The organism is Pseudomonas sp. NPDC087598 (assembly GCF_044743525.1).
Classification (GTDB): Bacteria; Pseudomonadota; Gammaproteobacteria; order Pseudomonadales; family Pseudomonadaceae; genus Aquipseudomonas.
The window spans coordinates 53,283-79,653 of record NZ_JBIUWQ010000005.1 but is presented as its reverse complement, the minus strand read 5'-3'; the positions used below and the strand labels follow the sequence as shown (position 1 = coordinate 79,653).

Annotated in this window: 31 protein-coding genes; 18 read left to right on the top strand and 13 right to left on the bottom strand. The window is 59.8% G+C overall.

All coding sequences use genetic code 11. The features are described 5' to 3' along the window. Window positions 1–147: 147 nt before the first annotated feature. On the bottom strand, window positions 148–1,353 hold the full coding sequence (locus ACIOWE_RS04770) for an NAD(P)/FAD-dependent oxidoreductase (RefSeq protein ID WP_401387975.1): 1,206 nt from the start codon (window positions 1,351–1,353) through the stop codon (window positions 148–150). 293 nt (window positions 1,354–1,646) lie between these two features. Here ACIOWE_RS04770 and ACIOWE_RS04765 point away from each other — a divergent pair, with 293 nt between their 5' ends. Next, window positions 1,647–2,195 (top strand): Rrf2 family transcriptional regulator, encoded by a 549-nt coding sequence (locus ACIOWE_RS04765; RefSeq protein ID WP_201238862.1) that lies wholly within the window; start codon window positions 1,647–1,649, stop codon window positions 2,193–2,195. 75 nt (window positions 2,196–2,270) lie between these two features. On the opposite strand, the gene ACIOWE_RS04760 is transcribed toward ACIOWE_RS04765, so the two are convergent. Continuing rightward, window positions 2,271–2,606 (bottom strand): hypothetical protein, encoded by a 336-nt coding sequence (locus tag ACIOWE_RS04760; RefSeq protein WP_401387972.1) that lies wholly within the window; start codon window positions 2,604–2,606, stop codon window positions 2,271–2,273. A gap of 187 nt (window positions 2,607–2,793) precedes the next feature. On the opposite strand from ACIOWE_RS04760, the gene ACIOWE_RS04755 reads away from it, so the two are divergent. Beyond that, complete coding sequence (locus ACIOWE_RS04755) at window positions 2,794–3,033, top strand: hypothetical protein (RefSeq protein WP_085586420.1); 240 nt, start codon at window positions 2,794–2,796, stop codon at window positions 3,031–3,033. 58 nt (window positions 3,034–3,091) lie between these two features. Here the strand turns inward: ACIOWE_RS04755 and ACIOWE_RS04750 are convergent, their stop codons facing one another. Beyond that, window positions 3,092–3,289 (bottom strand): DUF2188 domain-containing protein, encoded by a 198-nt coding sequence (locus ACIOWE_RS04750; RefSeq protein WP_401387969.1) that lies wholly within the window; start codon window positions 3,287–3,289, stop codon window positions 3,092–3,094. A gap of 220 nt (window positions 3,290–3,509) precedes the next feature. On the opposite strand from ACIOWE_RS04750, the gene ACIOWE_RS04745 reads away from it, so the two are divergent. Next, window positions 3,510–3,872: an NUDIX hydrolase gene (locus ACIOWE_RS04745; RefSeq protein WP_401387966.1), complete on the top strand. Its 363-nt coding sequence runs from the start codon at window positions 3,510–3,512 to the stop codon at window positions 3,870–3,872. A 4-nt stretch (window positions 3,873–3,876) separates the two neighbouring features. Here ACIOWE_RS04745 and ACIOWE_RS04740 read toward each other — a convergent pair whose 3' ends face one another. The 3 genes from ACIOWE_RS04740 to ACIOWE_RS04730 form a co-directional block, all read right to left on the bottom strand. Continuing rightward, window positions 3,877–4,119: a DUF1652 domain-containing protein gene (locus ACIOWE_RS04740; RefSeq protein ID WP_103303443.1), complete on the bottom strand. Its 243-nt coding sequence runs from the start codon at window positions 4,117–4,119 to the stop codon at window positions 3,877–3,879. 110 nt (window positions 4,120–4,229) lie between these two features. Continuing rightward, a complete protein-coding gene (locus ACIOWE_RS04735; protein WP_401387963.1) occupies window positions 4,230–5,129 on the bottom strand; it encodes a polysaccharide deacetylase family protein in 900 nt (299 codons plus the stop codon). A gap of 131 nt (window positions 5,130–5,260) precedes the next feature. Further along, window positions 5,261–6,208: an ABC transporter substrate-binding protein gene (locus tag ACIOWE_RS04730; protein ID WP_401387960.1), complete on the bottom strand. Its 948-nt coding sequence runs from the start codon at window positions 6,206–6,208 to the stop codon at window positions 5,261–5,263. Between the two features lie 293 nt (window positions 6,209–6,501). On the opposite strand from ACIOWE_RS04730, the gene ACIOWE_RS04725 reads away from it, so the two are divergent. The 4 genes from ACIOWE_RS04725 to ACIOWE_RS04710 all read left to right on the top strand — a co-directional run bounded on the left by ACIOWE_RS04725 (window position 6,502) and on the right by ACIOWE_RS04710 (window position 9,726). Then, complete coding sequence (locus ACIOWE_RS04725; protein WP_401387957.1) at window positions 6,502–7,488, top strand: aliphatic sulfonate ABC transporter substrate-binding protein; 987 nt, start codon at window positions 6,502–6,504, stop codon at window positions 7,486–7,488. A gap of 61 nt (window positions 7,489–7,549) precedes the next feature. Continuing rightward, on the top strand, window positions 7,550–8,392 hold the full coding sequence (locus tag ACIOWE_RS04720; RefSeq protein WP_401387954.1) for an ABC transporter permease: 843 nt from the start codon (window positions 7,550–7,552) through the stop codon (window positions 8,390–8,392). Window positions 8,393–8,439: 47 nt separating this feature from the next. After that, complete coding sequence (locus ACIOWE_RS04715; protein WP_401387951.1) at window positions 8,440–9,120, top strand: SOS response-associated peptidase; 681 nt, start codon at window positions 8,440–8,442, stop codon at window positions 9,118–9,120. 333 nt (window positions 9,121–9,453) lie between these two features. Beyond that, a complete protein-coding gene (locus tag ACIOWE_RS04710) occupies window positions 9,454–9,726 on the top strand; it encodes a hypothetical protein (RefSeq protein WP_401387948.1) in 273 nt (90 codons plus the stop codon). Window positions 9,727–9,770: 44 nt separating this feature from the next. Here ACIOWE_RS04710 and ACIOWE_RS04705 read toward each other — a convergent pair whose 3' ends face one another. The 3 genes from ACIOWE_RS04705 to ACIOWE_RS04695 form a co-directional block, all read right to left on the bottom strand. Continuing rightward, window positions 9,771–9,920 carry a hypothetical protein gene (locus ACIOWE_RS04705; RefSeq protein WP_401387945.1) on the bottom strand — a complete coding sequence of 50 codons (150 nt, stop codon included), beginning with the start codon at window positions 9,918–9,920 and terminating at the stop codon, window positions 9,771–9,773. A gap of 63 nt (window positions 9,921–9,983) precedes the next feature. Further along, window positions 9,984–10,298: an AzlD domain-containing protein gene (locus tag ACIOWE_RS04700; RefSeq protein WP_201238872.1), complete on the bottom strand. Its 315-nt coding sequence runs from the start codon at window positions 10,296–10,298 to the stop codon at window positions 9,984–9,986. Further along, window positions 10,295–10,993, bottom strand: coding sequence for an AzlC family ABC transporter permease (locus ACIOWE_RS04695; protein ID WP_401387942.1), 699 nt, complete (start codon window positions 10,991–10,993; stop codon window positions 10,295–10,297). Before ACIOWE_RS04695 ends, ACIOWE_RS04700 begins: the two co-directional genes overlap by 4 nt. A 133-nt stretch (window positions 10,994–11,126) precedes the next feature. Between ACIOWE_RS04695 and ACIOWE_RS04690 the strand changes: the two genes are divergently transcribed. After that, window positions 11,127–11,513 carry a DUF2784 domain-containing protein gene (locus ACIOWE_RS04690; RefSeq protein WP_401387939.1) on the top strand — a complete coding sequence of 129 codons (387 nt, stop codon included), beginning with the start codon at window positions 11,127–11,129 and terminating at the stop codon, window positions 11,511–11,513. On the opposite strand, the gene ACIOWE_RS04685 is transcribed toward ACIOWE_RS04690, so the two are convergent. Continuing rightward, entirely contained in the window at window positions 11,510–12,037 is a 528-nt protein-coding gene (locus ACIOWE_RS04685; RefSeq protein WP_401387936.1) for a DUF3087 domain-containing protein, read from the bottom strand. The two genes, ACIOWE_RS04690 and ACIOWE_RS04685, sit on opposite strands and share 4 nt — an antisense overlap. A 224-nt stretch (window positions 12,038–12,261) precedes the next feature. Between ACIOWE_RS04685 and ppnN the strand changes: the two genes are divergently transcribed. Next, window positions 12,262–13,635, top strand: coding sequence for a nucleotide 5'-monophosphate nucleosidase PpnN (gene ppnN, locus ACIOWE_RS04680; RefSeq protein WP_401387933.1), 1,374 nt, complete (start codon window positions 12,262–12,264; stop codon window positions 13,633–13,635). Between the two features lie 198 nt (window positions 13,636–13,833). Here ppnN and ACIOWE_RS04675 read toward each other — a convergent pair whose 3' ends face one another. Both ACIOWE_RS04675 and ACIOWE_RS04670 read right to left on the bottom strand, forming a co-directional pair. Next, window positions 13,834–15,240, bottom strand: a complete 1,407-nt coding sequence (locus ACIOWE_RS04675) for an FAD/NAD(P)-binding protein (protein ID WP_401387930.1) — start codon at window positions 15,238–15,240, stop codon at window positions 13,834–13,836. Next, window positions 15,241–15,804: an XRE family transcriptional regulator gene (locus ACIOWE_RS04670; protein WP_201238877.1), complete on the bottom strand. Its 564-nt coding sequence runs from the start codon at window positions 15,802–15,804 to the stop codon at window positions 15,241–15,243. An 85-nt stretch (window positions 15,805–15,889) separates the two neighbouring features. On the opposite strand from ACIOWE_RS04670, the gene ACIOWE_RS04665 reads away from it, so the two are divergent. The 7 genes from ACIOWE_RS04665 (at window position 15,890) to ACIOWE_RS04635 (ending at window position 23,122) form a co-directional block, all read left to right on the top strand. Next, on the top strand, window positions 15,890–16,825 hold the full coding sequence (locus ACIOWE_RS04665) for a DMT family transporter (RefSeq protein ID WP_401387926.1): 936 nt from the start codon (window positions 15,890–15,892) through the stop codon (window positions 16,823–16,825). Window positions 16,826–17,064: 239 nt separating this feature from the next. Then, window positions 17,065–19,983 (top strand): monovalent cation/H+ antiporter subunit A, encoded by a 2,919-nt coding sequence (locus tag ACIOWE_RS04660; protein WP_401387924.1) that lies wholly within the window; start codon window positions 17,065–17,067, stop codon window positions 19,981–19,983. Further along, entirely contained in the window at window positions 19,983–20,327 is a 345-nt protein-coding gene (locus tag ACIOWE_RS04655) for a Na+/H+ antiporter subunit C (RefSeq protein WP_008085854.1), read from the top strand. The genes ACIOWE_RS04660 and ACIOWE_RS04655 overlap by 1 nt, the downstream gene beginning before the upstream one ends. Continuing rightward, window positions 20,324–22,003 carry a monovalent cation/H+ antiporter subunit D gene (locus ACIOWE_RS04650; protein ID WP_401387922.1) on the top strand — a complete coding sequence of 560 codons (1,680 nt, stop codon included), beginning with the start codon at window positions 20,324–20,326 and terminating at the stop codon, window positions 22,001–22,003. The genes ACIOWE_RS04655 and ACIOWE_RS04650 overlap by 4 nt, the downstream gene beginning before the upstream one ends. Continuing rightward, window positions 22,000–22,488 (top strand): Na+/H+ antiporter subunit E, encoded by a 489-nt coding sequence (locus tag ACIOWE_RS04645; protein WP_201238881.1) that lies wholly within the window; start codon window positions 22,000–22,002, stop codon window positions 22,486–22,488. The genes ACIOWE_RS04650 and ACIOWE_RS04645 overlap by 4 nt, the downstream gene beginning before the upstream one ends. Beyond that, window positions 22,485–22,763 (top strand): K+/H+ antiporter subunit F, encoded by a 279-nt coding sequence (locus ACIOWE_RS04640; RefSeq protein ID WP_007910754.1) that lies wholly within the window; start codon window positions 22,485–22,487, stop codon window positions 22,761–22,763. The genes ACIOWE_RS04645 and ACIOWE_RS04640 overlap by 4 nt, the downstream gene beginning before the upstream one ends. Further along, window positions 22,760–23,122 (top strand): Na+/H+ antiporter subunit G, encoded by a 363-nt coding sequence (locus ACIOWE_RS04635; protein ID WP_085711416.1) that lies wholly within the window; start codon window positions 22,760–22,762, stop codon window positions 23,120–23,122. Before ACIOWE_RS04640 ends, ACIOWE_RS04635 begins: the two co-directional genes overlap by 4 nt. A gap of 93 nt (window positions 23,123–23,215) precedes the next feature. On the opposite strand, the gene ACIOWE_RS04630 is transcribed toward ACIOWE_RS04635, so the two are convergent. Continuing rightward, window positions 23,216–23,656: a DUF3995 domain-containing protein gene (locus ACIOWE_RS04630; RefSeq protein WP_201238882.1), complete on the bottom strand. Its 441-nt coding sequence runs from the start codon at window positions 23,654–23,656 to the stop codon at window positions 23,216–23,218. Between the two features lie 93 nt (window positions 23,657–23,749). Between ACIOWE_RS04630 and ACIOWE_RS04625 the strand changes: the two genes are divergently transcribed. Then, window positions 23,750–24,136, top strand: a complete 387-nt coding sequence (locus ACIOWE_RS04625) for a DUF2946 domain-containing protein (protein ID WP_401387918.1) — start codon at window positions 23,750–23,752, stop codon at window positions 24,134–24,136. A 92-nt stretch (window positions 24,137–24,228) separates the two neighbouring features. Further along, window positions 24,229–26,361 carry a TonB-dependent receptor gene (locus tag ACIOWE_RS04620; RefSeq protein WP_401387915.1) on the top strand — a complete coding sequence of 711 codons (2,133 nt, stop codon included), beginning with the start codon at window positions 24,229–24,231 and terminating at the stop codon, window positions 26,359–26,361. Window positions 26,362–26,371: the final 10 nt, after the last annotated feature.

The window sequence follows — 26,371 nt, the reverse complement described above, 5'->3', positions numbered from 1 at the left end:
TCCCGCTCAAGGAGCGGGAAACTGAACGCTTTAATTGTGGCGAGGGAGCTTGCTCGCGCTGCACTGCGCAGCAGGCCTCAGCGTTTTGAAGAGGGCCGCTTCGCGCCCCAGCGGGAGCAAGCTCCCTCGCCACATATAGCTCGTCGCTTATGCGACCACAGGAATCATCGGGTCCGCAGCCGCCAGTGCGCTGACGCGATCAGCCGCAGGCGGGTAGATCCATTGCGTGTTGATCTGAGTCTTCAGGGTTTTGCCTTCCTGTTTGACCAGCTTCACCTGACGATCCCAGCCTTCGGTGTACACCGCACCCCAGGCGCCAAGGTCCAGGCAGGTGACGTATTTCGGCTGGCTGTACGGCGTCGGATCGACACCGAGAATCTGCGCCGCGACGTTGTTGCCGGCGTGACGCCCCAGCGAGATCGCGTGCTGGCAGGTCATCAGCGCGTAGTTGCCAATGTCGTCAGTGGCGGCGTAAGCCACGTCGCCGGTGGCAAAAATGTCGTCCTGACCGATGACTTTCAGGTGTGCATCGACGTGCAGACGACCTTGCTTGTCGCGCTCGGCCGGGATCTGTTCGGTGAGCGAACTGGCGCGTACGCCCGTGGTCCAGACCACGGTTTGCGCTTCGATGTGTTGGCCATCCGACAGCGTCACGCCGTTGGCATCGACGGTTTGCACCGACACGCCCAAGCGCCATTCAACGCCCAATTCTTCACTGGCGGCGACGATCGACTGGCTGATCTCTTCGCCCATCGATGCACCGATCTTCTGACCGCGATCAACGATGATCACGTTGATGTCGGCCTGCTCGCCGAGAATCTCGCGCAGGCGCCCCGGCATCTCGGTCGCCGTTTCGATGCCGGTGAAACCACCGCCCGCGACGACAACCGTGTTGCGCGCACGACTGTCGGGAAGGTCTTTCAGGGATTTCAGGTGGGCTTCCAGGCGAATGGCCGCTTCAATCTGATCGACATCAAATGCGTATTGCGCAACGCCCGGGGTCGCCGACTGCGCCAGACCACTGCCGCTGGCCAGAACGAGTTTGTCGTAGTGGAACGTCTGTTTCTGACCCGACGCATCGGTGTAACCGACGGTTTTTTCCGCGACATCGATGGTCTGCGCGGCGCCCTTGATGAAGTGAACGCCGACTGCTTCGAACAGTTCATGCAGCGGTGCGGCCAGTTGATGAGCGTTCGGCTCATAAAAACGCGGACGCACACGTAGCTCGGCCTGCGGCGCGAGAACGCTGATTTCAACGTCGTTGCGACCATGCAGGTCGACCAGCCGCGTAGCACTCAATGCCGACCACATACCGCCAAAACCTGCGCCGATAACCAGAATCTGCTGCTTCATTGTGTTTCTCCAGAAAACGCCTAGCGACTGAAAGAGAGAAAATCGAATTCGTTTTGAGTCAGCCACTGCCAACTCAATAGCGCCGACTGTATTGATCGGAGATAATTCTCACAAGTCAGATTATCCGATAGGTTTGATCGGATTTATCGATGACATCCAGGGCGGAAATTTTGGATAAATCGTTCGAACAATGGGCTTAGAGCCACATACAGGTACATTTCCAACTGTTTTCGCAGATTGCCGACTCTGGTTACGGCTGATAGTATTTACGACAAATCAAGTCGGACTTAACCATGTCTCTATACAGCGCAGGCGTCGAATACGGCATTCATTGCCTGGCATTTCTGGTCGGCAGCGGTGGCGATACTCGCGAAGCCAGCGTGCGCGACCTCGCCGAACTGCAAGGCGTGCCCGTGGAATATCTGGCGAAAATCTTCACCAAACTGGCCAAGAGCAAACTGGTGGTTGCCTCCGAAGGCGTACGTGGCGGTTTCAGCCTGGCGCGGCCAGCAGACGAAATCACCCTGCTCGACATCGTCAAAGCCATCGATGGACGCAAGAATATTTTTGAATGTCGCGACATTCGCGGGCGTTGCGCCCTGTTTGAAGGCAAACCGCCAGAATGGGCCATCGAAGGCACCTGCTCGATCCACGCCGCAATGATGACCGCACAGCAACGCATGGAAGAGGCCCTCTCCCAACAGACCATCCTCGACATCGCCAGAAAAGTCGGACGCAAGGCACCCGCAGAGTTTGGCCAACAGGTGGAAGACTGGATTCAGGATCGCCGCGAGAAAAAGGGCAATGTCGGTACCATTGCACTCACCGATATTTCCGACTGATTCGGCTGAAGAAGGCGAAAAAAAAGCAGAAACCGTTGACCCGGTTTCTGCTTTTTCATGCACCCAATGTGCTCGTTACAGGCAATCACGCACTGACTTGCGCAACGATCCGGACTTGGCCCATGGCGGTCCCTGATACAACGACACCCGGCTGCCGTCCTTGTATTTGACGATGTCGAGAATTTCGTCCGCCGTGATAATGCTCGGCGCAGTGATGCGATAACCGTTGGAAATCGACGTCTGCGAGGTCTTCGCGACATCTTGCTGCCACAACGGCAAGACACACGCGGCATAGTCCTTGGGGGCCTTGCTGCTGGTCTTGCTGACATTCGGTTCACCCGGCACCAACGACGTCGGCAACGAGCAACCCGTCAACATGGCCAACGCCAGACTCCCGATCCATATCCGCATGGTGTTTCCCTGAACTGAAAAAAAGTGAATGTAGCCTGTAACCGGGTGCACATCCATCGTGGCAACGTGACTTCGCCGAAGTCTCGACAATTTTTTACATCCGTTCAGTCCGAAGACAGACGAGCCGTACGCCGCCGCGAGAAAATACGACTACTATTTTTTACCGAGAATGTTCTGGGAGGTGATCATGCGGCTCAATGAATACGAACACGAACTTCAGCGCGACCTGCAAAGCGTTGCATCGGATCTGCGCTGGTCGGCAGTCGACCTCAAACGCATCGCCGAGCAACTGCGCAAGTCCGGCAACGAGGCGGATGCGCAGGCAGTGCTGAGATCCTGCGAGGTCCTGCAGAGTGATGAAGAGCGGCTGCAACTGTACGCCAAGGAAGTGAAAGCCCGCGCGATCAGCCGGGTCAAGGTTCACTGACGTTTCCCCCCTCAAACAAAAGCCCCGGCATCAACCGGGGCTTTTTCATTACCGTCATTCAACGGGTCTTGTGACTTTGCACGCGCGTCGAGCGTTTTTTGTAACCGGGAAGCGCTGCTGCATACGCCAGTGCCTCCTCTCTGCTGGCAAAAGACGCCAGCCGATCGCCCTGGGTGCAAACGCGCCACGGGCCGTTGTTCACGCTCAGCACGTCATAGCCGTTCATGTGCATTTTGTTGACCATCGCAATGCTCATGGAAACCTCCTTTTCGCTAACGGTTATTCAGCCTCAGGTTTTTACCTTACACCCGGTGCCCGGCGAAGTCCCGCCCGGGTGTCGCCTGATTGCTGGCCATGAGCTGGCACTTTTTACTCAGCCGCATGCTCCAAATCCCGACGGAACCATCAAACGCGGGTCCGGCTCGTATATTGCAGTTTTATTTCAATTCCATGACAAGCAGTAAAACAGGTAACAGATGAAAGTACGTGCCACCGTCATTTGCGAACAGGATCGACACATTCTCCTGGTGCGCAAACCTCGCTGTCGCTGGGCCTTGCCCGGCGGCAAAGTCGAGCCCGGAGAAACCCGGGCGGCAGCGGCCGTGCGCGAATTGCAGGAGGAAACCGGGTTGAATGCAGACGAGGTGTTGTATCTGCTGGAACTGGAAAGCGGCGGCACGCGGCACCACGTCTACGAAGCATCCGTGCTGAACATTGATCAGCTACGCCCGCAAAACGAAATCGTCGAGTGCATCTGGCATCCGCTGGATGCGGTACAGAATCTCAATACCAGCGAAGCAACGCTGCAGATCGTCAAGGCGTTTCAACGGCGTTTATGAAGGCTCAACCGGCGAAAGCCCTGCGCCCCGCACTCATCTCCGTGCGCAGTTCACCGATGAAGTTGGAAATGTCACGGATGGTGACGAGGTGCTCCGGGGAAACGCCATTGAGCAGCAATTCAACGCGCCCGCTTTCCGGCTCATACACCTTGATCTGCAACAGCCCCTGCGTGGAGGGAACACAGTCGCACTTGAACGCCGGAAACCCGGATTCGACGATGCGGCAAATCTCGGCAATGGCAAGCATGGACGGACGCCTCGCAGGCGAGAATCGATCAATCCGTAGAGCATAGATGAGCAATTTGTACCGTGCCCGGTACAAAACTGTTAACCCGGTCACAACTTTCACGCGACCACTCAGTGGGCGTCGTGATCCCAGATCCAGTTCCAGATACCCGGCAACTGCACCGGATCCGAACTCTCTTGCACAGTGCGCGCCAGCGCGGCCTTTTCCAGTGCAGCGTGATCCGTATAGAACGGCTGATCCGCCAGCCTGACACCCGTGGCCGCAGCGCTATCGAGAAGGATCTGCAAGTATTCGCGAGTGTGCCGCGCGGTGTAACGGTTGAGGTCATGGAACGTCACCACCACCGGAATCACGCCATCGACGGTGGGAAACTCCCCCTGGGCAACGCGCTCACGAACTTCCGATAACTGCCGCAGCATGTTCGCCCGCCGACGCGGACTGGCATTGAAGCCCCAGATCTTGCCGTCATTGGCGCTCAAATCCGTCAACAACACGTGTAAGCCATGTTGTTGATAGGCAGCGAACGTGCGTTTGTCGTAGTTCCAGAACGGCGGACGCAGCAGGGTCGGTGGTGCGCCGGTGATGGCGGCGATGTCCGCTGTGCCGTTGATCAGCGATTCTTCGAGCTCTTGAGGATCGAGCGAGCGATGGTTGGTGTGCCAATGGGTCGCGGTGTGGAAAGCCAGAATGTGGCCCTCCGCAAACTCGCGACGCATGATGCCGCGGCCGATGTCGCTGTTGCCGGCCCGGGGCGCACGGGTCTGGACAAAGAACACCGCTTTGATGCCCGGCTGTACAGGATTGTCCTTGAGACTGTCGAGCACCGTGGCCGACGGGTTCCAGAAACTCGAAGCGCTGGGGCCGTCATCGAATGTCAGCAGAAAACGCACGGGGGCCTGAGCCTTCAGGCGCGTTTCGGTTTGTGCGGTCATTTCGATGGGCGCGGCGATGCAACCGGCCAACCCCAACACCATGGCCGCTACACAAAGAAGTCTGAATCCGGATGTCATGTTTTGCCTTGAGCCTGACCGCTGCGGTCATGTTGTCGATTGGCAAAACTCCCTCGCCCTTATCCATCCTTGCGCCCGATTCTGTGAGCCGAGGTTGGATAAGGTACACAGGGTTTGGTTCCGGCGCTCGTTCAGTGAGCCAGTGCCTGCTCAAAGGAGCTGTCGATAATCCCCGCCGTCACCAGCGGTGCCGGCAGCGCTTTCACTTTAAACAGGAAGTCAGCGGTGCTTTGCAGATCCGTGGCGGCCTGTTGATCCACCGGCCCGACGGTCATGTGCGCCTGGCGCAGCCAGTGCCGCGAAACCTCCTGATCGAGATTGGCTTTCTTCGCCCACAGGTCAGCGTACTCATCGGTATGGCTATCGACCCAAGCCCGCGCCTGCTTCAAACGTCCGAGAAAATCGGCAATCGCCTCACGCTTGCTGTCGATGGACGGCGTTGAAGCCGCAATCGCACTGAGCCCCGGCATCAGATTCTTCGCCGTGAGAATCGGTCGAGCGCCGGAAAACACAATCTGCTGGGAAATGTACGGTTCCCACACCGGAAAGGCGTCGATGCTGCCCTGCGGCAATGCGGCGGCGGCATCGATCGGCATCAGCTTGACGAAGTCGACGTAATTCTCTGGCAGTCCTCCCTGCTCCAGCGCGCGCAAGGTCAATTGCTGGCTCCAGGCGCCGGGCCAGTAAGCGACTTTCTTGCCTTTCAGGTCGGCGATGGTTTTCACCGGGGAATCCTTGGGCACCAGCAACGCAATCGTGTCCGGATTCTGGCGGGAGACGCCGATCAACTTCACTGGCGCCTGCTTCGCTGCCAGAAACAGAAAACCGGAGTCACCGAGGAATCCCAGGTCAATCGCTCCGGTTTGCAGAGCTTCTGCCAACGGTGCGGCCGCCTGGAAATGCTTCCAGTCAACCGTATAAGGCGCGTCTTTCAACACACCGGAGGCTTCAATCGAAGCGCGGATGTTGTAGTAGTTCTGGTCACCGACATGCAGGACCAAAGGTTCGGCTGCGTAGGAAAGCGGCGATGCAAACAGGGCAGCGGTCAGCGCGCTGCGTAGGAAACGGGAGAGCTTCATGACGAGTCCTGCAAATTGAATTGCATAGAACATAACGCTGTTAAATCACCACTTTTAAATTCGATTAATGCATAAGCTCAGCACTGCGGATTTCCACTGTCCGTGCAGCAACAGCGGCAAATCACACTGTTCACAGAGCAACAGCGATACGTCGACAGTCTTCAGTGAAACCCCAGTAAACCGGCACTTGAGGGCACATGGCACAGAGCCTGCAATATTCCATTCATGCAGGAAGCATTCGACAAAAATATCTTTTTGGACATAAGAAACCTGTGCCTTTGCCGGAGCGCTCCATGAAACTGTCATTACCGTTTTCCCGTCTCAAAACACTGCTCGCCGCCAGCGCAATGGTATTGAGCCTGCAACCGATGGCCCATGCCGCCGAAACCGCTCCGGCGGAAGTCCATCTGGACTACGCCTATTACTCACCGGTCAGCCTGGTGCTTAAACATTTCGGTTTCCTCGAAAAAGCCCTGCCGCAGACCAAAGTCAGTTGGGTGTTGAGCCAGGGCAGCAACCGTTCACTGGAGTACCTCAATAGCGGCGGCGTCGATTTCGCCTCCAGCGCCAGCCTCGCCGCTGTGCTGAGCCGCGCCAACGGCAGCCCGATCAAATCGGTCTACGTTTACAGCCGCGCTGAATGGACCGCGCTGGTCGTGCGCAAGGACTCGCCGTACCAGAGCATCGCCGACCTCAAGGGCAAGAAGATCGCTGCGACCAAAGGCACCGACCCGTATCTATTTACCCTGCGCAGCCTGCAACAGGCCGGGCTGAAAAAGGACGATGTGGAATTGGTCCACCTGCAACATCCGGACGGCCGCACCGCGCTGGAAAAAGGCGATGTCGACGCCTGGGCCGGCCTCGATCCGCACATGGCCGCCAGTCAGGTACAGGCCGGTTCGCGCCTGTTGTATCGCAACCCGGCGTTCAACAGTTACGGCGTGGTCAGCGTTACCGAGCAGTACGCCAAGGAACATCCGCAGACTATCGACACGGTAATCAAAGCCTACGAACAGGCCCGCGAATGGGCACTGAAAAATCCTGACGAGTTCGCCGCGCTGTTGGCCAAGGAATCGGGACTGCCGCTGGACGTGGCCAAATTGCAGCTGTCGCGCACAGACTTGAGCAGTCCGCAACTGACCGCCAGTGATGTCGTCGCCTCGAAAGCCGCCGCGCCGATTCTGGTTTCCGAAGAGCTGGTGCGCCGTGGCGTCAATGTCGATCAAGTCATCGACCAACTGCTCGACAGCGGTGTGCAGCAAGTCGTCGCCCGCCAGTAATCGAACAGCCTCACGACGAATCCGCGCGCGTCGCGGATTCGTCGTGAGCGGAGCCAAGCCCATGACCAGTCACAGCAAAGACCTGCCCGCACCACTCACAGTACCGCGACGCCAGCAACCGCCCCTCAATCCAGCGTGGCAACGAAGATTCAAGGGCCTCGCCCTGCCGGCGCTGATCATCATTGCGCTGGAAATCATCGTGCGTATCGGCTGGTTACCGTCCTATCAAATGCCGGCGCCGAGCGAGATCGCCCTGACCCTCACCGACCTCGCCGAAGGCGCCCTGTGGAAACACATCGGCGCCAGTCTGATTCGCGTACTGCTGGGGTTTGCCATCGGTGCCAGTCTGGCGCTGGTGTTCGCCGCGTGGGTCGGTTTGAGCCGTGAAGCCGAGGCCTATCTGGAGCCGACCTTCGCCGCGTTGCGCTCGATTCCGAGCCTGGCGTGGGTGCCGTTGTTGCTGCTGTGGCTGGGCATCGACGAGACCTCGAAAATCGTTTTGATCGCCATCGGCGCGTTCTTCCCGGTGTACGTCAACGTGGTCGCGGCGATTCGCAACATCGACCGCAAACTGGTCGAGGTCGGCCATATCTACGGCTTCAGCCGCCTGCAACTGGTGCGGCGGATTCTCCTGCCCGCCGCCCTGCCCGGCCTGTTCACGGGGCTGCGCAGCGGCATGAGCCTGGCGTGGATGTTTCTCGTCGCCGCCGAACTGATCGCCGCGACCAAAGGCCTCGGCTACCTGCTCAGTGACGGCCGCGAAACATCGCGTCCGGACATCGTACTGGCCGCGATTATCGTGCTCGCCCTGCTCGGCAAACTCAGCGACGGCTTGCTCGCCGCACTGGAACGTCGCTGGCTGAGATGGCGCGACACGTTCACCGGTCAGGCCGCCAGGGAGTGAGTCGCCGGGCCGACTAAGCTGACATCGTCCATCAGGAGATTCAGCCGATGTGCGGAAGACTCTCGCAGTACCGTGGCATTCACGACTTTGTCGCGGTGCTGAGCATTCCCGATGCGTTGATCAATCACGTCGGCGATGCACCGCTGGCGCGTTATAACGCCGCGCCGACCACCGCACTGGCGGTTCTGCACCAGCACGAGCAACGAATCTACGCCGACAATTTGCGCTGGGGCTGGCGCCCGCACTGGGCCAGGGACCGCGCTGCGCCAATCAATGCCCGGGTAGAGAAAGTTGCCCACGGGCCATTCTTCCGGGCGATCTGGCGTCAGCGCTTGATCGTCCCCATCGACAACTGGTTCGAGTGGGTTGATACACAGGATAAAAGCCGACAACCGTGGCTGATCCGTCGGGCGGATCATGGGCCGGTTTTCTGCGCCGCCATCGGGCAATTTCCCACGCCCGGCACGGACCCTCGCGATGACGATGGTTTCGTGATCATTACCGCCGACAGTGCGGGCGGCATGCTCGACATTCATGATCGTCGTCCCGTGGTGTTGTGTGCAGAATTGGCGCGCGAATGGCTCGATCCTGCAACGCCCGTGGAACGCGCCGAGCAAATGCTGCTGTTCGAGGGTGAGCCTGCGGAGACGTTCGAGTGGCACAAGGTCGACAAAGCCGTGGGCAATGTGCGCAACCAAGGCGCCGGCCTGATTGCCGAAGTCGCCTAAAAATCTCCCCGCGCCACCCGTTCTTTATGTAGGCGCTGCCGCAGGCTGCGATCTTTTGACTTTGGACTCGAAGATCAAAAGATCGCAGCCTGCGGCAGCGCCTACAGGGTGATGCGTGATCTTTACAAGGGGTGTTTCAGCCCTGAGACAAGGCCAATAAAACAATCGTTTGAGCGATCTAACCGCCTGTCTGACATTTCAACCGTCATACATACATTTAGTTGCACTACGGATAGCATGCGCGCCGCATTTCCAATTGGCATACCAGTTGACCAAAGAGTCAACAAAACCAGGAATCCCCTACAACTTTAACAAGCCTTGCAGAGAACTAAGTTGCGCGACGATTTTGCAATCAAACAGGCCAACGGCCTGGAGTGTATTTATCTGTCCATGACAGAACGCTTTCAACTCGACTGTTTTATCGGCCACTACATCAAGACTCGAAACCTGCGTTCAGTGCCTGAGATCGAACGTATCCTGCGCACCACCCTCGAAGGGTATCCCGGCCATCCGCCGGTGATGGTCAATGAGCTCAATGCCTGGATCGACAAAACGTTGGGTTATCGGGCGGCACACCCCGATTTCACGCAGTTGGAAGACATCTGAGATGCAAAAAGCCCCGCTTATGCGGGGCTTTTTGTTTCCGGCGTTCAGGGTTTCAAAGGACGTTCCTGATCTCGATCCGACAGCTCTCTGCTGTCGTCGTGTTTCCAGGTTTGCTCCTCTCTTCTCTTTTGCTCCTCGATCTCCGCTTCTGTTGGCTCATCGTCATCATCCGGACGCGTTTTCTCGGTTGCCATGCGCACCTCGCTCTCAGAGGAAATCATCATCCATAAAGCGTAGATCAGTTTTCATCAGACAACTTACAACCACCAACGCAATAAAAAGAAAAACCCCATGCTCAATAACATGCTCAGTAGCGTACTGCGCGTGTAGATCACCAGCCCGATCGCTACCAGCGAACTAAGCAAATACGGGTTATCCCACTGCAAATTCAGCTGTTTCTCTGGCATGAATACAATCGGCCCACAGATTGCCGTCAACATGCCCGGCACCGCGAAACCGAGAAACTGCCGTGCGTTACTGCTCAGACGCACCGGCAAACGCGGCTCAAGAAACACATAGCGGTTGAGGAACACCAGCAGCCCCATCCCGACAATTACCGCCCAAACCATCATGTGCGCCCCCGATACAGCTTGTTGCAGATAAACCCTGCGGTCATCCCGGCCAGTCCCGACAGGACGAGCGCCGAGCCCAATTGCCAATAACTGAACAACACCGAACAGAACAGCGACACCGCCACGCAGACCACGGTCGGCACGTTGCGCACCACCGGCGTGATCAGGGCAATGAAGGTCGCGGCAATCGAAAAGTCCAGACCCAGATGCTCAAGACCCGGAATGCTGCTGCCCAGGACGATTCCGGCGAAGGTAAACAGGTTCCACGCGATGTAGAACGTCAGGCCGACACCCAAGGCATACCAGCGATTGAACTGCTGCCGGTCATGCTGGCTGGTCAGGGCGAACAATTCGTCGGTGAGCAAAAAGCCCAGGCCGATTCGCCAACGCCCTGGCAGCGGCGAAATCACCGAGCGCATGCTCATGCCGTACAACAGATGTTGCGAGGTCAGCAGCAGCGTGGTCAGCAGAATCGAGAAGATCCCGGCACCGCCCTTGAGCATGCCGATTGCCACCAATTGCGCAGCACCGGCAAACACAATGCTCGACAAGCCCTGCCCTTGCAGGGGCGTGAGGTTGGCTTCAATCGCCATGGAGCCGGCGAGCAGCCCCCACGGCGCGGTCGCCAGAGACAGCGGCATGATCGCCGCAGCGCCGCGAAGAAACGCACTGCGCGGCATAAGTGAATCAGACATAACGCTTTTCAACCCAGGAAAACGGTCGACGACTGTGCCAGCAAAAACACCGCCCGGTCTTGAACAATCTTGCGCAATTGCCCAGGCCTTGCGCGTAACATAGCGCCATTCACAATTGCGTCAGGGAGACGACATGCTGTACCGAATCGCAGCCGACGGGCTGGTGCTGTTTCATTTGCTGTTCATTCTGTTCGTGCTGTTCGGCGGGCTGCTGGTCCTCAAGTGGCCACGGCTGATGTGGCTGCACCTGCCGGCCGCCGCGTGGGGCTTTGCGGTCGAGGTGTTGCACCTGACCTGTCCGCTGACCTACTGGGAAAACCTGATGCGCCACGCCGCCGGGCAAACCGAATACGCCGGCGGCTTCATCGAACATTACATCTGGCCGATCATTTACCCGGCCGGGCTGACCCCGGGGATTCAACTGGTGCTGGGCAGCGTGGTTCTGGCGGTCAACCTGCTGGTGTACGGGCGCCTGATTCGTTCGTGGAAACAGCGCCGCGCCAGCCGCATCGCGCTTTAACGCGACGCAGGTTTCAAGGCTTGCAGCCACGCCGGATCAAGGCGTGGCTGATCGATGTCGAGCCCCAGCGCCTGCATCCGCTCTTTATGGGCTTCGACTTCACGGTGCAGTTGCGCATGATCGCTGGAGTTGCCGTCCAGTTCATGCATTTGCGTCAGCCCCAGGTGATAGAAACGCAACACCTTCATTGCCGTCGGATCATTCTTTTCTACCGCCGCCGTCACCTGGTGCATCACATTGGTGACGCTCATCAGGCTGCGTTTGAGCCGCCAGCTATACACCGCCGGGGCCATCCACGTCTGGTTCCAGAAGCGCCCGCACAACAGCGCCGCCGTCAACAGGAACGCGACAAACACGCCGCCGACATTGAAGCGCAGGTTATCGCCCCCGGGCTCGCCGAACAGCGCGACTGCCGCCGTTGAAAACAACATCGCCAGCACCAGAAACAGCACCGCGATGATCACTGTGCTGCGCCGGGTCTGCTGGCGAAAAGTGGCGGCGTCCATCGGCTGAATCTCGAACATCAGTTATGACTTCCTTGAGCGACAAAAAGAGCAACGGAAAAAACTCGCCCGCGCATTATCGCCTCTGCGAAGGATTTAGCTATGCTGGGGCTCCTTTTCATCTTTTCAGCGTCCAACGGGGACATGGCGGTATAGCGCAGATCGTGCCATCTTCATTCATGGATACACACTATTCGGATGCCATTCGCCTGGTTTTGGGATGACATCGTTTTAAGGATCATTGCATGACCCAACGACACGTAATCAATGCCTCGGTCAGCCCGAAAGGCAGCCTGGAAACCCTTTCTCAACGTGAAGTTCAGCAACTGAGCGAAGCCGGATCCGGCAGCACCTATACCCTCTTCCGCCAGTGCGCCCTGGCCATCCTCAATACCGGCGCGCATGTCGACAACGCCAAGACCATCCTTGAAGCCTACAAAGATTTCGAAATCCGCATTCACCAACAGGATCGCGGTGTACGCCTGGAGCTGCTGAACGCTCCGGCCGACGCTTTCGTCGACGGCGAAATGATCGCCAGCACCCGCGAAATGCTTTTTAGCGCCCTGCGCGACATCGTCTACACCGAGAACGAACTCGACAGCCAACGCATCGACCTGAGCACCTCGCAAGGCATCAGCGACTACGTTTTCCACCTGCTGCGCAACGCCCGCACTCTGCGTCCGGGCGTTGAGCCGAAAATCGTCGTGTGCTGGGGCGGTCACTCGATCAACACCGAAGAATATAAATACACCAAGAAAGTCGGCCACGAACTGGGCCTGCGCAGCCTCGACATCTGCACCGGTTGCGGTCCCGGCGTGATGAAAGGCCCGATGAAGGGCGCGACCATCGCCCACGCCAAACAACGCATTCACGGCGGGCGTTACCTCGGCCTGACCGAGCCGGGCATCATCGCCGCCGAAGCGCCGAACCCGATCGTCAACGAACTGGTGATCCTGCCGGACATCGAAAAACGTCTGGAAGCGTTCGTGCGGGTTGGCCACGGCATCATCATCTTCCCGGGCGGCGCCGGTACCGCTGAAGAATTCCTCTATCTGCTGGGCATCCTGATGCATCCGGACAATGAGGGTTTGCCGTTCCCGGTGATCCTGACCGGGCCGAAGCATGCCGCGCCGTATCTGGAGCAACTCGACGCGTTCGTCATCGCGACTCTCGGCGAAGCCGCCAAACAGCACTACGAAATCATCATCGACGACCCGGCCGAAGTCGCGCGTCAGATGACTCAGGGCCTGAAAGCGGTGAAGCAGTTCCGCCGCGAACGCAACGACGCGTTCCACTTCAACTGGCTGCTGAAGATCGACGAAGGCTTCCAGCGTCCGTTCGATCCGACCCACGAAAACATGGCCAACCTCAAGTTGCACCGCGACCAGCCACCGCACGAACTGGCGGCCAACCTGCGCCGGGCGTTCTCCGGGATCGTTGCGGGCAACGTCAAGGACAAGGGCATCCGCCTGATCGAGCAACACGGGCCGTACCAGATCCGCGGTGACGCGGCGATCATGCAACCGCTGGACGCGCTGCTCAAAGCCTTCGTCGCCCAACACCGGATGAAACTGCCGGGCGGCGCGGCGTATGTGCCGTGCTATCGAGTCGTGGCGTAACTCTTTCACTTACCACGCTATAAATGTAGGAGCGAGCCTGCTCGCGATAGCGGTAGATCAGTCACCTTTTATATCGACTGAACCACCGCTATCGCGAGCAGGCTCACTCCTACAGGTTCTGTGGTGTAGCACAAATGGTGTTTACAACCAGAGTCCTGTGGAAGCGAGCTTGCTCGCGAACAGGCCCGAAAGTGCACCTCAATTTTTCGACGTCCCCACTAACCGCGCAGCCAGTGCCTTCGCCTGCAACGCCACATCCGTCACCGCCGTACTCTCCCACCACATCCCGCGCAACGGCGGTCCCATGGCGAATAACCGATTCGCGACCTGCCCGTTATCGTCCAGCACGGCACCGTCAATCGCAGCCGCAATCCCCAGCGCCAATGGCCCCGGCCGCACCAGGCCACGTGCCAGCAACTGCTGAGGCAATGGCCTGGCAACACGCCGCCAGTCGTATTCGATCCCGCTGGAGTTGATCAACGCCGCCCCCTGCATCACGCAAGTTTCTGTTTCACCCCGCCGACGAATGCGGATACTCACCCCGCCCTCCACGATCGGCTCAATCCCTTTAAAAGAAGCCGCATGAATCCGCAGCCGTCCCTCTGCAGATAAACGCTCAACCAACTGCGCACTCAGCGGCGGCGAACGATGATGATGGCTTTCCCACCACGGCCGCACATGACGTACGAATTGTCGACGCTGCACGTCAGTTGCCTGACTCCACAATCGGCCGATGTGCACCCGAACCGTGTCCAGCGGTGCCTGCCAATCGATGCCTTGGGCGATAGCGTCACGGCAATGCCGGCGCAGCTCGCGCAACAATTGTCGCGGCGAGCGAATATTGTGATTTTCAGCGAGGAAATCCACCCAGGCTGGCGGTTGCCGGCGCACACGGGGCAGCAAACCGTGACGGGAGAACACTTCAATAGGCCCACGATGCCCGGCCTGTTCCAGCGACACCACGGCATCGACCATGGTCAGGCCGGAACCGATGATCAGCACGGTCGATAACGGATCGAGCTGGCGCATGGCCGCGACATCCCATGGATCGAGTGCGGCGGCATTCAGGCCGCTGGACTCTTTCTGTGGCGTGCGTGCAGCGGGGAACATGCCGGTAGCGAGTACCGCGTAGGCGCCCCGCAATGCCTGGCCATCGCTCAAAGTGATCTGCACAGAATCAGCTTCAGTTTGCAGGTCAACGACTTCCGCGCAGATATGTTCGACGATCGAGCCGTATTGCTCGCCGACCTTTCGCGCTTCCGCCAGGCGCTGCTGCACATAGACACCAAACAGTCCGCGAGGCGGGAACAGTTCACTGACGGGCACTTGCTGCTCGGCAGACTCCGGCCAGCCCCCGGCGGCAATATGTTCGGTCAGCCATTGCGTCAGATCATCCGGGTTATCCGGATCAACGCTCATGCGTGCGGCATTGCCGTTGAGCGTGTGGCCCAATTCGACCGCGCTATAGGCTTCGCCCCGGCCCAGTTCGGCGCGCGGTTCGATAATCAGAATCTTGCGCTGAGCGGGTAACCGCAACAATTGCACCGCCAGCATCGAGCCACTGAGGCCACCGCCGATAATCAGGATGTCTGCGCGCTGAATCATTCAAATCACCACATTTCGGACAAACCGCGCCGCCACGTCGCCATCATTGCGATACGCGTGCGGCTGGTTGCTGGCAAACATGAAAAACTCACCGGTGCCGATGTGCTGCGGTTGATCGCCGAGCATTAACGTCAAGCAACCTTCGAACACATAGATCTGCTCGCTCCAGCCGTCGGCATCCGGTTGGGAGGGATAGACCTCGCCCGGTTGCAGGCACCATTCCCACTGCTCGACTTCGCGGGTGGCGGTGGCTTTGGACAGCAGCACTGCTTTGCTGCCGGGGATCTTTCCGGCCCATGCCACTTCATTGATGCGGCTCGGATCGCGGGCATCGGGTGCCTGGATCAAATCGCTGAAGGCGACGTCGAGCGCTTCGGCAACGCGGTCGAGGGTGGTCAGGCTGACATTCTTTTCGCCGGCCTCGATCGCCACCAGCATGCGTCGACTGACTCCGGACTTTTCCGCGAGCGCGGTCTGGCTCATGTCGGCGGCATGACGCAGCCGCCGGACATTCAGGCTGACGTGTTGCAGGACGGAGGCTCGTTGGTGGGAATCTTTGTGCACTATATTGCTCACTCGCTGAGGTTGGGCAGTATACTGCGCAACGTTGGGCGCATTGTGCGTCCTGTCTTTTATAGTGCGCAAGGTCATGACGTCCGTGAACAGCCCCCAAACACCGCTTCGCTTCAACCGCTTCAGCAAGGCCGAGTGCGTGCTGGTGCTGATCACCATGGTCTGGGGCGGCACTTTTTTGCTGGTTCAACACGCGATGACCGTCAGCGGCCCGATGTTTTTCGTCGGCCTGCGCTTTGCCGCAGCAGCGTGCATCGTTGCGCTGTTCTCCTGGCGGCATCTGCGTGAACTGACCTTGTTCGAACTCAAGGCTGGCGCCTTCATCGGCGTGGCAATCATGCTCGGTTACGGCTTGCAGACGGTCGGGTTGCAAACCATTCCGAGCAGTCAGTCGGCATTCATTACCGCGTTGTATGTGCCGTTCGTGCCATTGCTGCAATGGCTGGTGCTCGGGCGGCGTCCGGGATTGATGCCGAGCATCGGCATCATGCTGGCGTTTACCGGGTTGATGTTGCTGTCCGGGCCGTCCGGGGCTTCGCTGAACTTCAGTCCCGGTGAGATTGCCACGCTCATCAGCGCCATCGCGATTGCTGCCGAGATCATTCTGATCAGCACCTATGCCGGCCAGGTCGATGTGCGCCGGGTGACCGTGGTGCAACTGGCAACGACCTCGGTGTTGTCATTTCTGCTGGTGGTGCCAACGGGTGAGGTGCTTCCGGACTTCTCCTGGACCCTGCTGGTGACGGCTTTGGGTCTGGGCGCGGCGAGTGCAGCAATTCAGGTAGCAATGAACTGGGCGCAGAAGAGCGTTTCGCCGACCCGGGCCACGTTGATCTATGCCGGTGAGCCGGTATGGGCCGGGATTGTCGGGCGGATCGCCGGGGAACGACTGCCGGCGATTGCATTGGTGGGGGCCGGGTTGATTGTGGCGGCGGTGATTGTCAGTGAGCTGAAGACCAAGGGCAAATCTGAAGACTCCGAGACAGAATTGGAGCAAGAGACTCAAGGTTGAGAGTTTCAGCGTCTGATCAATTGCTATCGCGAGCAGGCTCACTCCTACAATTGAAATGCGTTCCCCTGTAGGAGTGAGCCTGCTCGCGATAGGGCCATCACAGGCAACATCCCTCCACCTGAAACAATGCCAAACAGTTAATTCCAGACTACTTTGTAGGATTCTGAGACATCCTGGCGTTTGGTGATCGGGGAGCTGGCACGTATGATGCTTCACAAACTTCCGCAGATTAGAAGCCTATGTCCCTGATAGTTCTACTGCTTCTGCCATTCATTGGCAGCTGTCTGGCAGCCGTGCTGCCACACAACGCGCGTAATACCGAATCCCTGTTGGCAGGTCTGGTCGCACTGATCGGTACCGTCCAGGTCGCGCTGTTGTACCCGCAAATTGCCCATGGCGGCGTGATCCGCGAAGAGTTCATGTGGCTGCCCAGCCTCGGTCTGAACTTCGTTCTGCGCATGGACGGCTTTGCCTGGCTGTTCTCGATGCTGGTGCTGGGCATCGGCACCCTCGTCTCTTTATATGCCCGCTATTACATGTCGCCGGACGACCCGGTGCCGCGTTTCTTCGCTTTTTTTCTGGCGTTCATGGGCGCCATGCTCGGGCTGGTGATCTCCGGCAACCTGATCCAGATCGTGTTTTTCTGGGAGTTGACCAGCCTCTTCTCGTTCCTGCTGATCGGCTACTGGCACCACCGCGCCGACGCACGCCGTGGCGCCTATATGGCGCTGATGGTCACGGGTGCAGGGGGATTGTGCCTGCTGGCGGGGGTCATGATCCTCGGCCATGTCGTCGGCAGCTATGACCTGGACAAGGTCCTGGCCGCCGGCGATCAGATTCGTGCACATGCCCTCTACCCTATTCTGCTACCCCTCATCCTCATCGGCGCCCTCAGCAAAAGCGCCCAGTTCCCCTTCCATTTCTGGCTACCGCACGCAATGGCGGCGCCCACCCCGGTTTCGGCTTATCTGCACTCGGCGACCATGGTCAAGGCCGGGGTGTTCCTGCTCGCGCGCCTGTGGCCATCACTGTCCGGCAGTGAAGAATGGTTCTACATCGTCAGCGGCGCCGGCGCGTGTACGCTGCTGCTCGGCGCGTACTGCGCGATGTTCCAGAACGACCTCAAGGGTCTACTCGCCTACTCGACCATCAGCCACCTCGGCCTGATCACCTTGCTGTTGGGCCTGAACAGTCCGCTGGCGGCGGTCGCGGCGGTGTTCCACATCCTCAACCACGCGACCTTCAAGGCCTCGCTGTTCATGGCCGCCGGCATCATCGACCACGAAAGCGGCACGCGGGATATCCGCAAGCTCAGCGGTCTGATCAAGCTGATCCCCTTCACCGCGACGCTGGCCATGGTCGCCAGCGCCTCGATGGCCGGCGTGCCGCTGCTCAACGGTTTCCTCTCGAAAGAAATGTTCTTCGCCGAAACCGTGTTCATCAACGCCACGGCGTGGGTCGAAGCGGCGCTGCCGATTGTCGCGACCATCGCCGGTACCTTCAGCGTCGCCTACTCGCTGCGCTTCACCGTCGACGTGTTCTTCGGCCCCACCGCCACCGACCTGCCGCACACCCCGCACGAACCACCGCGCTGGATGCGTGCGCCAGTCGAACTGCTGGTGTTCACCTGTCTCGTCGTGGGGATCTTCCCGGCGCAAGTGGTCGGCCCGCTACTGGCGGCTGCCGCGCTGCCCGTGGTCGGCGGAACGTTGCCGGAGTACAGCCTGGCGATCTGGCACGGCCTGAATGCGCCGATGATCATGAGCCTGATCGCCATGTCCGGTGGCATCGTGGTTTATCTGTTGCTGCGCAATCAGCTCAAGCGTGGCCGCTTCAAATATCCACCACTGGTAGGCCGCTTCAACGGCAAGCGTCTGTTCGAGCGCAGTCTGGTGGTGATGATGCGCATGGCCCGTCGCGTAGAACGCCGGCTCGGCACCCGACGCCTGCAAATGCAACTGTTCCTGATGGTGTTGGCGGCGGTACTCGCCGGCCTGATCCCGATGCTGCACAGCAGCCTGAGCTGGGGCGACCGGCCGAAGATTCCGGGTTCCATCGTCTTCGTGACCCTGTGGCTGCTGGCGATTGCCTGCGCCCTCGGCGCGGCATGGCAGGCCAAGTATCACCGTCTCGCCGCCCTGACCATGGTCAGCGTCTGTGGCCTGATGACCTGCGTGACGTTCGTCTGGTTCTCCGCTCCGGATCTGGCGCTGACGCAACTGGCGGTCGAAGTGGTCACCACCGTGCTGATCCTGCTGGGCCTGCGCTGGCTGCCGCGACGCATCGAAGAAGTCTCGCCACTGCCGAGCAGCCTGCGCAAGGCGCGTATTCGCCGTCTGCGCGACTTGCTGCTGTCGATCGCCGTGGGCGGCGGAATGGCGCTGCTGTCTTACGCCATGCTCACCCGGCAGACACCGAACGACATCTCTTCGTTCTACCTCAGTCGCGCCATGCCCGAGGGCGGTGGCAGCAACGTGGTCAACGTGATGCTGGTGGACTTCCGTGGCTTCGACACCCTCGGTGAAATCACCGTGCTGGTTGCGGTAGCGCTGACCGTGTTCGCCCTGCTGCGCCGCTTCCGCCCACCGAAAGAAAGCCTGCAACTGCCGGCCCAGCAACGCTTGCTGGCACCGGATGTGGTCACCGATCTGGTCAACCCGCGTTCGGCCAGCGACACCGCGCTCGGCTTCATGATGGTGCCGGCAGTGCTGGTGCGCCTGCTGCTGCCGATTGCGCTGGTGGTGTCGTTCTATCTGTTCATGCGCGGCCACAATCAGCCGGGCGGCGGTTTCGTCGCGGGGCTGGTGATGTCGGTGGCATTCATACTGCAATACATGGTCGCCGGCACGCAGTGGGTCGAGGCGCAAATGAGCCTGCGGCCGTTGCGCTGGATGGGCACCGGTTTGCTGTTCGCCACTGCCACCGGGCTCGGCGCGATGGTGGTCGGCTATCCGTTTCTCACCACGCATACCTGGCATTTCACCCTGCCGCTGCTGGGTGACATCCATATCGCCAGTGCGCTGTTCTTTGATATCGGCGTGTACGCCGTGGTGGTCGGCTCGACGCTGCTGATCCTCACCGCCCTCGCCCACCAATCGGTGCGTGGTCACAAGACTGCGTCGCTGCCCAAGTCCGTCGCCAGCAAAGGAGCCGTCTGATGGAAGAAGTCATCGCAATCGCCATCGGCGTCCTCGCCGCTTCCGGCGTCTGGCTGATCCTGCGACCACGGACCTTTCAAGTGGTCATGGGCCTGTGCCTGCTGTCGTACGCGGTCAACCTGTTCATTTTCAGCATGGGCAGCCTGTTCATCGGCAAGGAGCCGGTGATCAAGGACGGCGTGACGCAAGACTTGCTGCACTACACCGACCCGCTGCCGCAGGCGCTGGTACTCACCGCGATCGTCATCAGTTTCGCCATGACCGCACTGTTCCTGGTGGTGCTGCTCGCCTCGCGCGGCCTGACCGGCACTGACCACGTTGACGGCCGGGAGCCTAAAGAATGATGGCGATGACTCACCTGATCGCCGCACCGATTCTGCTACCGCTGCTGACCGCCGCGATCATGCTGATGCTCGGCGAGCGGCACCGGCCGCTGAAGGCGAAAATCAACCTGTTCTCCAGCCTCGTCGGCCTGTTCATTTCGGTGTTGCTGCTGCAATGGACGCAGACCACCGGCGTGCCCGGTTCGATCGGCGTGTACCTGCCGGGCAACTGGCAAGCGCCGTTCGGCATCGTGCTGGTGGTCGATCGCCTGTCCGCGCTGATGCTGGTGCTGACCGGGATCATCGGCGTCAGCGCCCTGCTCTTCGCCATGGCCCGCTGGGACGGGGCCGGTTCGAGCTTCCACGCACTGTTCCAGATTCAGTTGATGGGCCTGTATGGCGCGTTCCTGACGGCGGATCTGTTCAACCTGTTCGTGTTCTTCGAAGTGCTGCTGGCCGCTTCTTATGGCCTGTTGCTGCACGGATCGGGGCGCGCGCGCGTGTCGTCGGGCCTGCATTACATCTCGATCAACCTGCTCGCCTCGTCGCTGTTTTTGATCGGCGCGGCACTGATCTACGGCGTCACCGGCACCCTGAACATGGCCGACCTGGCACTGAAGATTCCGCTGGTGCCGGAAGCCGACCGCGGCTTGCTGCATGCCGGCGCGGGGATTCTCGCCGTAGCATTCCTGGCCAAGGCCGGCATGTGGCCGCTGAACTTCTGGCTGGTGCCGGCCTACTCTTCGGCCAGTGCACCGGTCGCGGCGATGTTCGCGATCATGACCAAGGTCGGCGTCTACACCCTGCTGCGTCTGTGGACGCTGCTGTTTTCCGGTCAGGCCGGGGCGTCGGCATTCTTCGGCGGTGACTGGCTGATTTACGGCGGCATGGCGACCATCGCCTGCGCAGCGCTGGCGATTCTTGCCGCACAACGCCTGGAGCGCATGGCCAGCCTGAGCATTCTGGTCTCGGCGGGGATTCTGCTGTCGGCGGTCGGTTTCGCCCAGCCGAACCTGATCGGCGCGGCGCTGTTCTATCTGGTCAGCTCGACACTGGCCTTGAGCGCGCTGTTCCTGCTGGCCGAGTTGATCGAGCGTTCGCGTTCGGCCAACGAGATCCCGCTGGAAGACGAAAGCGAGCTGCTGCCGCGACCGCAGGAATCCCTGCAACCGCCCAAAGGCATCAACCTCGACGATGAACAGAAAGCCGTGGTCGGCCAGGTCATCCCGTGGACCATGGCGTTTCTCGGCCTGAGCTTCATTGCCTGCGCCCTGCTGATCATCGGGATGCCGCCGCTGTCCGGGTTCATCGGCAAACTCAGCCTGATCGGCGCACTGCTCAATCCGCTGGGACTGGGTACCGGCGCACCGATTTCCAATGCCGCGTGGGCCTTGCTGGCGCTGTTGATCCTGTCAGGGCTGGCATCGTTGATGGCGTTCTCGCGCCTCGGCATCCAGCGCTTCTGGACACCGGAAGAACGCCCTTCGCCGCTCCTGCGCAAACTCGAATGCGCGCCGATTTTCCTGCTGCTGGGCTTGAGCATCGCTCTGACTTTCAAGGCTGAACCACTGCTGCGCTACACCCAGGCCACGGCCGATGCCCTGAACAATCCGCAGCAATACGTCATGGCGGTGCTCGGCACCCGCGCGGTGCCCAGCCCGGAAGCCAAGGCCGCGATGCTGGAGGTGCAGCCATGAAGCGTGTGTTTCCGGCTCCGTTACTCTCTCTGGCACTGTGTGCGTTGTGGTTGACCCTGAACCTGTCGATCAGCCCGGGCAACCTGCTGCTCGGCGCAATACTGGGCTTCGCTGCACCTTTGATGATGCGCAAACTGCGTCCGAAACAAGTGCGCATTCGCCGTCCGGGGACGATTCTGCGTTTGTTCCTCCTGGTCGGCCGCGATGTCGTGGTATCGAACCTGATCGTCGCCTGGGGTGTGCTCAACGCCGGTCGCCGCCCACCTCGTTCCTGTTTCGTGAAAGTACCGCTGGACCTGCGCGATGCTCATGGCCTGGCCACGTTATCGATGATCTGCACGGTGGTGCCCGGCACGGTGTGGTCGGAACTGGCGCTGGATCGCAGCATTCTGTTGCTGCACGTCTGGGATCTGGATGACGAAGTGCAATTCATCGAGCACTTCAAGAGCACTTACGAGCGGCCGCTGATGGAGATTTTCGAATGAGCCCATTACTGTCCAACGCGATTCTGCTGACGCTGTTCCTGTTCTCGCTGGCCATGGTGCTGACGCTGGTACGCCTGTTCAAAGGGCCGTCGGCGCAAGATCGGGTACTCGCGCTGGACTATCTGTACATCGTGGCGATGCTGATGATGCTGACCCTGGGCATTCGCTATTCCAGTGACACTTACTTCGAAGCGGCGCTGCTGATCGCGCTGTTCGGCTTCGTTGGCTCGTTTGCCCTGGCGAAATTCCTGCTGCGTGGCGAGGTGATCGAATGAACGCGGAACTGTCTCTGTGGGTTGAGATTCCGGTGGCGATTCTGCTGGTCCTCAGCGGCGTGTTTGCGCTGATCGGCGCGACCGGTCTGTTGCGGATGAAGGATTATTTCCAACGCATGCATCCGCCGGCACTGGCTTCGACACTGGGCGCGTGGTGCGTGGCGCTGGCTTCGATCATCTGCTTTTCGGCGCTGAAGTCCGGGCCGGTGCTGCACGCTTGGCTGATTCCGATCCTGCTGGCGATCACCGTGCCGGTGACCACATTGCTGCTGGCCCGGGCGGCGTTGTTCCGCAAGCGCATGGCCGGGGATGATGTACCGGCAGAAGTCAGCAGCCGCCGCACTGAAAGCGGTAGCTGACCCATTAAAAGATCGCAGCCTTCGGCAGCTCCTACATTGGAATGCAACCCCCTGTAGGAGCTGCCGAAGGCTGCGATCTTTTGATCCTGCTTTTTAAACCCAGGCCACTGCCAACAATCCCGCCCCCAACGCTGCGCACAATGGCGAATACACCCAGGTATCCAGCCGCGCAAACCGTGAACCCTTCACGTCCTTGAAAAAACCCACCAGATGCGAATCACCAATCGCCCGGGCAAACATCAATAATGCAATCGCACTGATCACCCATTGCAACGCCTTGTGATGCACCGCCGGCACGCCCCACCCGACCCGCAGACACACCAGCGCGGCAATCGCCAATAATGCCGCCGCCACCAGCAACGTGATCAAGCCCGAAGGCTTGAACGCCGGACGCAGCGTCGGCACCAGGCCTGCCACCGGAACTTGCGGCACTGCCGCCACCGCCGCCCATTGTCCGCCCAGCGCCCAATACACATGCACCAGGGCGATCACCGCAAAAACAGTCACCAGCCATTGAGCCAGCACTAAGGTCATGGTTGAAATCCTTGAAAGGGATTTGAACAAATCATCCTAGTCGCAATTTTTTCAAGTGCACGACCGATCAGCGGTACGGTAAAGTGCCGCCCCATGAAATTCTCCCGTACCGATCGTTCACTGCTGGCCTGGATGCTTTATTGCTGCGTCCTGTTCAACGTGTTCGCCTGCAGCATCGGTCACGGACAAATGGTCGGGATGCAGCTCAACGGCATCGGCGGTCAGTTTTGTACGGTTGATCCGGCGACTCAAGCACCGCTCACCAGCAATCCAACCGAAGAAAAACTACCAACGCTGTCCAAAGCGTTTGGCTGCCCGTTGTGCTCGACTGGCGGCATGGGCCCGGCGTTCAACTCCAGCCTGACCCTGGCGATCCTGCCAGAGCAACACAGCCCGCCACTGGCGCCCATCGTCAGTGCCGACCTGCCTGCCCGCTTCATCTGGCCCTCCGCCAACCCTCGCGCCCCACCGCTCGCCTGAGTGCCTTTGCCGTTTTGATTTTTCAGCTCACTGCGCCAACGCGCGGCGTTTGCCTGTGCGCTGATTCCTAGACAAGCATTCAGGATTCAACGATGAAACAACTCACTCTGCTGGCGAGCCTGTGCGGCTGCCTGTCCGTTAACGTCTGGGCGCAATCCACCGTGGATCTGGCGCCCATCACCATCGATGGCGAATCCGGCACGGAGCCGGGCCTGAGCCTCGACCAATCCAGCGGCATGGCCTCGCGCCTCGGCCTGAGTGTGCGCGACACGCCCGCCTCGGTCGCCATCGCCAACCGCAACGACATCGAACGCCACGGCGCGCAGAACTTCCAGGACGCCGCCAACACCCTGCCCGGGGTCAACGCCAGCGCACCGCCAGGGTTTGGCGGTTTCGTCTCCTATCGCGGTTTCACCAGCAGCCAGATCACCCAGATGTTCAATGGCATCAACGTGTCCGGCGGTCTCGCACGGCCGGTGGACGCGTGGATATACGATCGGGTCGAACTGGTCGGCGGCCCGTCGTCATTGATCAACGGCGCGGGCTCGGTGGGTGGCTCGTTGAACTACGTGACCAAACTGGCGACCCGCGATGAACAAGCTGTTGAAGGTCGCGTCAGCTATGGTACCTACGACACCACTGAAACCGCTTTCGGCCTCAATCATGCACTGACCGACCCAGGCAGTGATGTGCAGCACTACGCGCGACTGGACGTCAGTCACAACACCAGCAACGGCTACATCGACCGCCAGGAGCGCGATGCCTGGAGCGTGGCGTTTTCGCTGCTCAGCGACCTCACGCCGAACCTGTCGCACACCCTGGCCCTGGAATATCAGGATGAACACGAGGACAGCCCGTACTGGGGCACCCCCGTGCTCAACCCCAAGGCCGGCGAGTTGAAGATCGATAAACACAATCGCTTCAACAACTACAACGTCGAGGATGGGCGCTACGAACAGCGAACGATCTGGGTACGCTCGATCATCGACTACCGGATCAACGACAGCACCACCCTGCGCAACACGCTGTATCACCTCGACAGTCAGCGCGATTACCGCAACCTCGAAACCTACCAGTACAACGCCGACAACTCCGCGGTAAACCGCTCGACGGCGTATCAGGTGCGGCATCAGGGCGAACAGAACGGCAACCAGTTCGAGTTGCGTCACGACAATACGCTGCTCGGTCTGGATACGACGTGGTCAGGTGGCTTCGAGTACAAGGTCAACCAGACCACCAACTCGCCGCTCAACGTCAAAGGCGCGAGCACGGTGGACCCGAACAACTATCAGCCCGGGCATTTTTACGACATTCCCGGGACCAATCCGAAATTGATCAGCGACAAGACCAACGAGGTCACCACCAAAGCGCTGTTTGTGGAAAACCGTCTGGCGCTGACCGACAAACTGTCGCTGCTCACCGGCCTGCGTTATGACGATATCGACCTCGATGTGACCAACCACCGCACCGTCACCGCTGCCAACCCCAAGCACCTCAAACGCAGTTGGGAACCGCTGACCGGTCGCGCCGGTTTGACCTATCAGTTCATCCCGTCGGCCAATGTCTACCTGCAATACAGCACCGCAGCGGAGCAACCGAACGGCACGCAAGACTTCGACGTCTCGACCGGCAAGCAATGGGAAATCGGCAGCAAGTTCGACTATCTGAACGGACGCGGCTCGGCGACGGTGGCGGCCTACACCATCGAACGAAAGGATTTCGCCGTTACCGATCCGCTGGACCCGACCAGCAGCATTCCGGTGGGCCAGCAGACATCAAAAGGCATCGAAATCGCCAGCTCGCTGCGGATCACCGACAAACTGCTGGCCGAGGGCAACTTCGCCTGGGTCGACGCGCAGTACGATGACTTCACGGAAAAGAATGCCGCTGGCGTGGTGGTGTCGCGCAAGGGCAACACGCCAACCAACGTGCCGGATCGCGTCGGCAACCTGTGGCTGACCTATGACTTTTCACCGCAGTGGCAAGGCGGGGTCGATGCGCGTTACGTGGCCTCGGTCTACGCCGACAGCGCCAACACCATGACCGTGCCGTCGTACACGTTGTTTGGCAGTTTCCTCAGCTACAAGATTGATTCGCACACCACCGTCACCGGCCGCGTGCGCAATTTGACCAATGAGGTGTATGCCGAATTTGCGCATGTTTCGCCGGCGTATTACCTGGGCACGCCGCGCACCTTCGAGCTGGCGGTACAAACCCGGTTCTGAATAGACGCTT

Excerpts from the sequence above, each read along its gene's own strand:
- ACIOWE_RS04705 (WP_401387945.1), bottom strand. The coding sequence starts at position 9,920 with ATGGCAACCGAGAAAACGCGTCCGGATGATGACGATGAGCCAACAGAA.
- ACIOWE_RS04730 (WP_401387960.1), bottom strand. The coding sequence starts at position 6,208 with ATGAAGCTCTCCCGTTTCCTACGCAGCGCGCTGACCGCTGCCCTGTTT.
- ACIOWE_RS04725 (WP_401387957.1), top strand. The coding sequence starts at position 6,502 with ATGAAACTGTCATTACCGTTTTCCCGTCTCAAAACACTGCTCGCCGCC.
- ACIOWE_RS04695 (WP_401387942.1), bottom strand. The coding sequence starts at position 10,993 with ATGTCTGATTCACTTATGCCGCGCAGTGCGTTTCTTCGCGGCGCTGCG.
- ACIOWE_RS04740 (WP_103303443.1), bottom strand. The coding sequence starts at position 4,119 with ATGCTTGCCATTGCCGAGATTTGCCGCATCGTCGAATCCGGGTTTCCG.
- ACIOWE_RS04625 (WP_401387918.1), top strand. The coding sequence starts at position 23,750 with ATGAAATTCTCCCGTACCGATCGTTCACTGCTGGCCTGGATGCTTTAT.
- ACIOWE_RS04650 (WP_401387922.1), top strand. The coding sequence starts at position 20,324 with ATGATGGCGATGACTCACCTGATCGCCGCACCGATTCTGCTACCGCTG.
- ACIOWE_RS04635 (WP_085711416.1), top strand. The coding sequence starts at position 22,760 with ATGAACGCGGAACTGTCTCTGTGGGTTGAGATTCCGGTGGCGATTCTG.
- ACIOWE_RS04760 (WP_401387972.1), bottom strand. The coding sequence starts at position 2,606 with ATGCGGATATGGATCGGGAGTCTGGCGTTGGCCATGTTGACGGGTTGC.
- ACIOWE_RS04735 (WP_401387963.1), bottom strand. The coding sequence starts at position 5,129 with ATGACATCCGGATTCAGACTTCTTTGTGTAGCGGCCATGGTGTTGGGG.
- ACIOWE_RS04655 (WP_008085854.1), top strand. The coding sequence starts at position 19,983 with ATGGAAGAAGTCATCGCAATCGCCATCGGCGTCCTCGCCGCTTCCGGC.
- ACIOWE_RS04720 (WP_401387954.1), top strand. The coding sequence starts at position 7,550 with ATGACCAGTCACAGCAAAGACCTGCCCGCACCACTCACAGTACCGCGA.
- ACIOWE_RS04770 (WP_401387975.1), bottom strand. The coding sequence starts at position 1,353 with ATGAAGCAGCAGATTCTGGTTATCGGCGCAGGTTTTGGCGGTATGTGG.
- ACIOWE_RS04640 (WP_007910754.1), top strand. The coding sequence starts at position 22,485 with ATGAGCCCATTACTGTCCAACGCGATTCTGCTGACGCTGTTCCTGTTC.
- ACIOWE_RS04685 (WP_401387936.1), bottom strand. The coding sequence starts at position 12,037 with ATGTTCGAGATTCAGCCGATGGACGCCGCCACTTTTCGCCAGCAGACC.
- ACIOWE_RS04690 (WP_401387939.1), top strand. The coding sequence starts at position 11,127 with ATGCTGTACCGAATCGCAGCCGACGGGCTGGTGCTGTTTCATTTGCTG.
- ACIOWE_RS04755 (WP_085586420.1), top strand. The coding sequence starts at position 2,794 with ATGCGGCTCAATGAATACGAACACGAACTTCAGCGCGACCTGCAAAGC.
- ACIOWE_RS04620 (WP_401387915.1), top strand. The coding sequence starts at position 24,229 with ATGAAACAACTCACTCTGCTGGCGAGCCTGTGCGGCTGCCTGTCCGTT.
- ACIOWE_RS04715 (WP_401387951.1), top strand. The coding sequence starts at position 8,440 with ATGTGCGGAAGACTCTCGCAGTACCGTGGCATTCACGACTTTGTCGCG.
- ACIOWE_RS04765 (WP_201238862.1), top strand. The coding sequence starts at position 1,647 with ATGTCTCTATACAGCGCAGGCGTCGAATACGGCATTCATTGCCTGGCA.
- ACIOWE_RS04665 (WP_401387926.1), top strand. The coding sequence starts at position 15,890 with ATGACGTCCGTGAACAGCCCCCAAACACCGCTTCGCTTCAACCGCTTC.
- ACIOWE_RS04645 (WP_201238881.1), top strand. The coding sequence starts at position 22,000 with ATGAAGCGTGTGTTTCCGGCTCCGTTACTCTCTCTGGCACTGTGTGCG.
- ppnN (WP_401387933.1), top strand. The coding sequence starts at position 12,262 with ATGACCCAACGACACGTAATCAATGCCTCGGTCAGCCCGAAAGGCAGC.
- ACIOWE_RS04750 (WP_401387969.1), bottom strand. The coding sequence starts at position 3,289 with ATGAGCATTGCGATGGTCAACAAAATGCACATGAACGGCTATGACGTG.
- ACIOWE_RS04745 (WP_401387966.1), top strand. The coding sequence starts at position 3,510 with ATGAAAGTACGTGCCACCGTCATTTGCGAACAGGATCGACACATTCTC.
- ACIOWE_RS04700 (WP_201238872.1), bottom strand. The coding sequence starts at position 10,298 with ATGATGGTTTGGGCGGTAATTGTCGGGATGGGGCTGCTGGTGTTCCTC.
- ACIOWE_RS04675 (WP_401387930.1), bottom strand. The coding sequence starts at position 15,240 with ATGATTCAGCGCGCAGACATCCTGATTATCGGCGGTGGCCTCAGTGGC.
- ACIOWE_RS04660 (WP_401387924.1), top strand. The coding sequence starts at position 17,065 with ATGTCCCTGATAGTTCTACTGCTTCTGCCATTCATTGGCAGCTGTCTG.
- ACIOWE_RS04630 (WP_201238882.1), bottom strand. The coding sequence starts at position 23,656 with ATGACCTTAGTGCTGGCTCAATGGCTGGTGACTGTTTTTGCGGTGATC.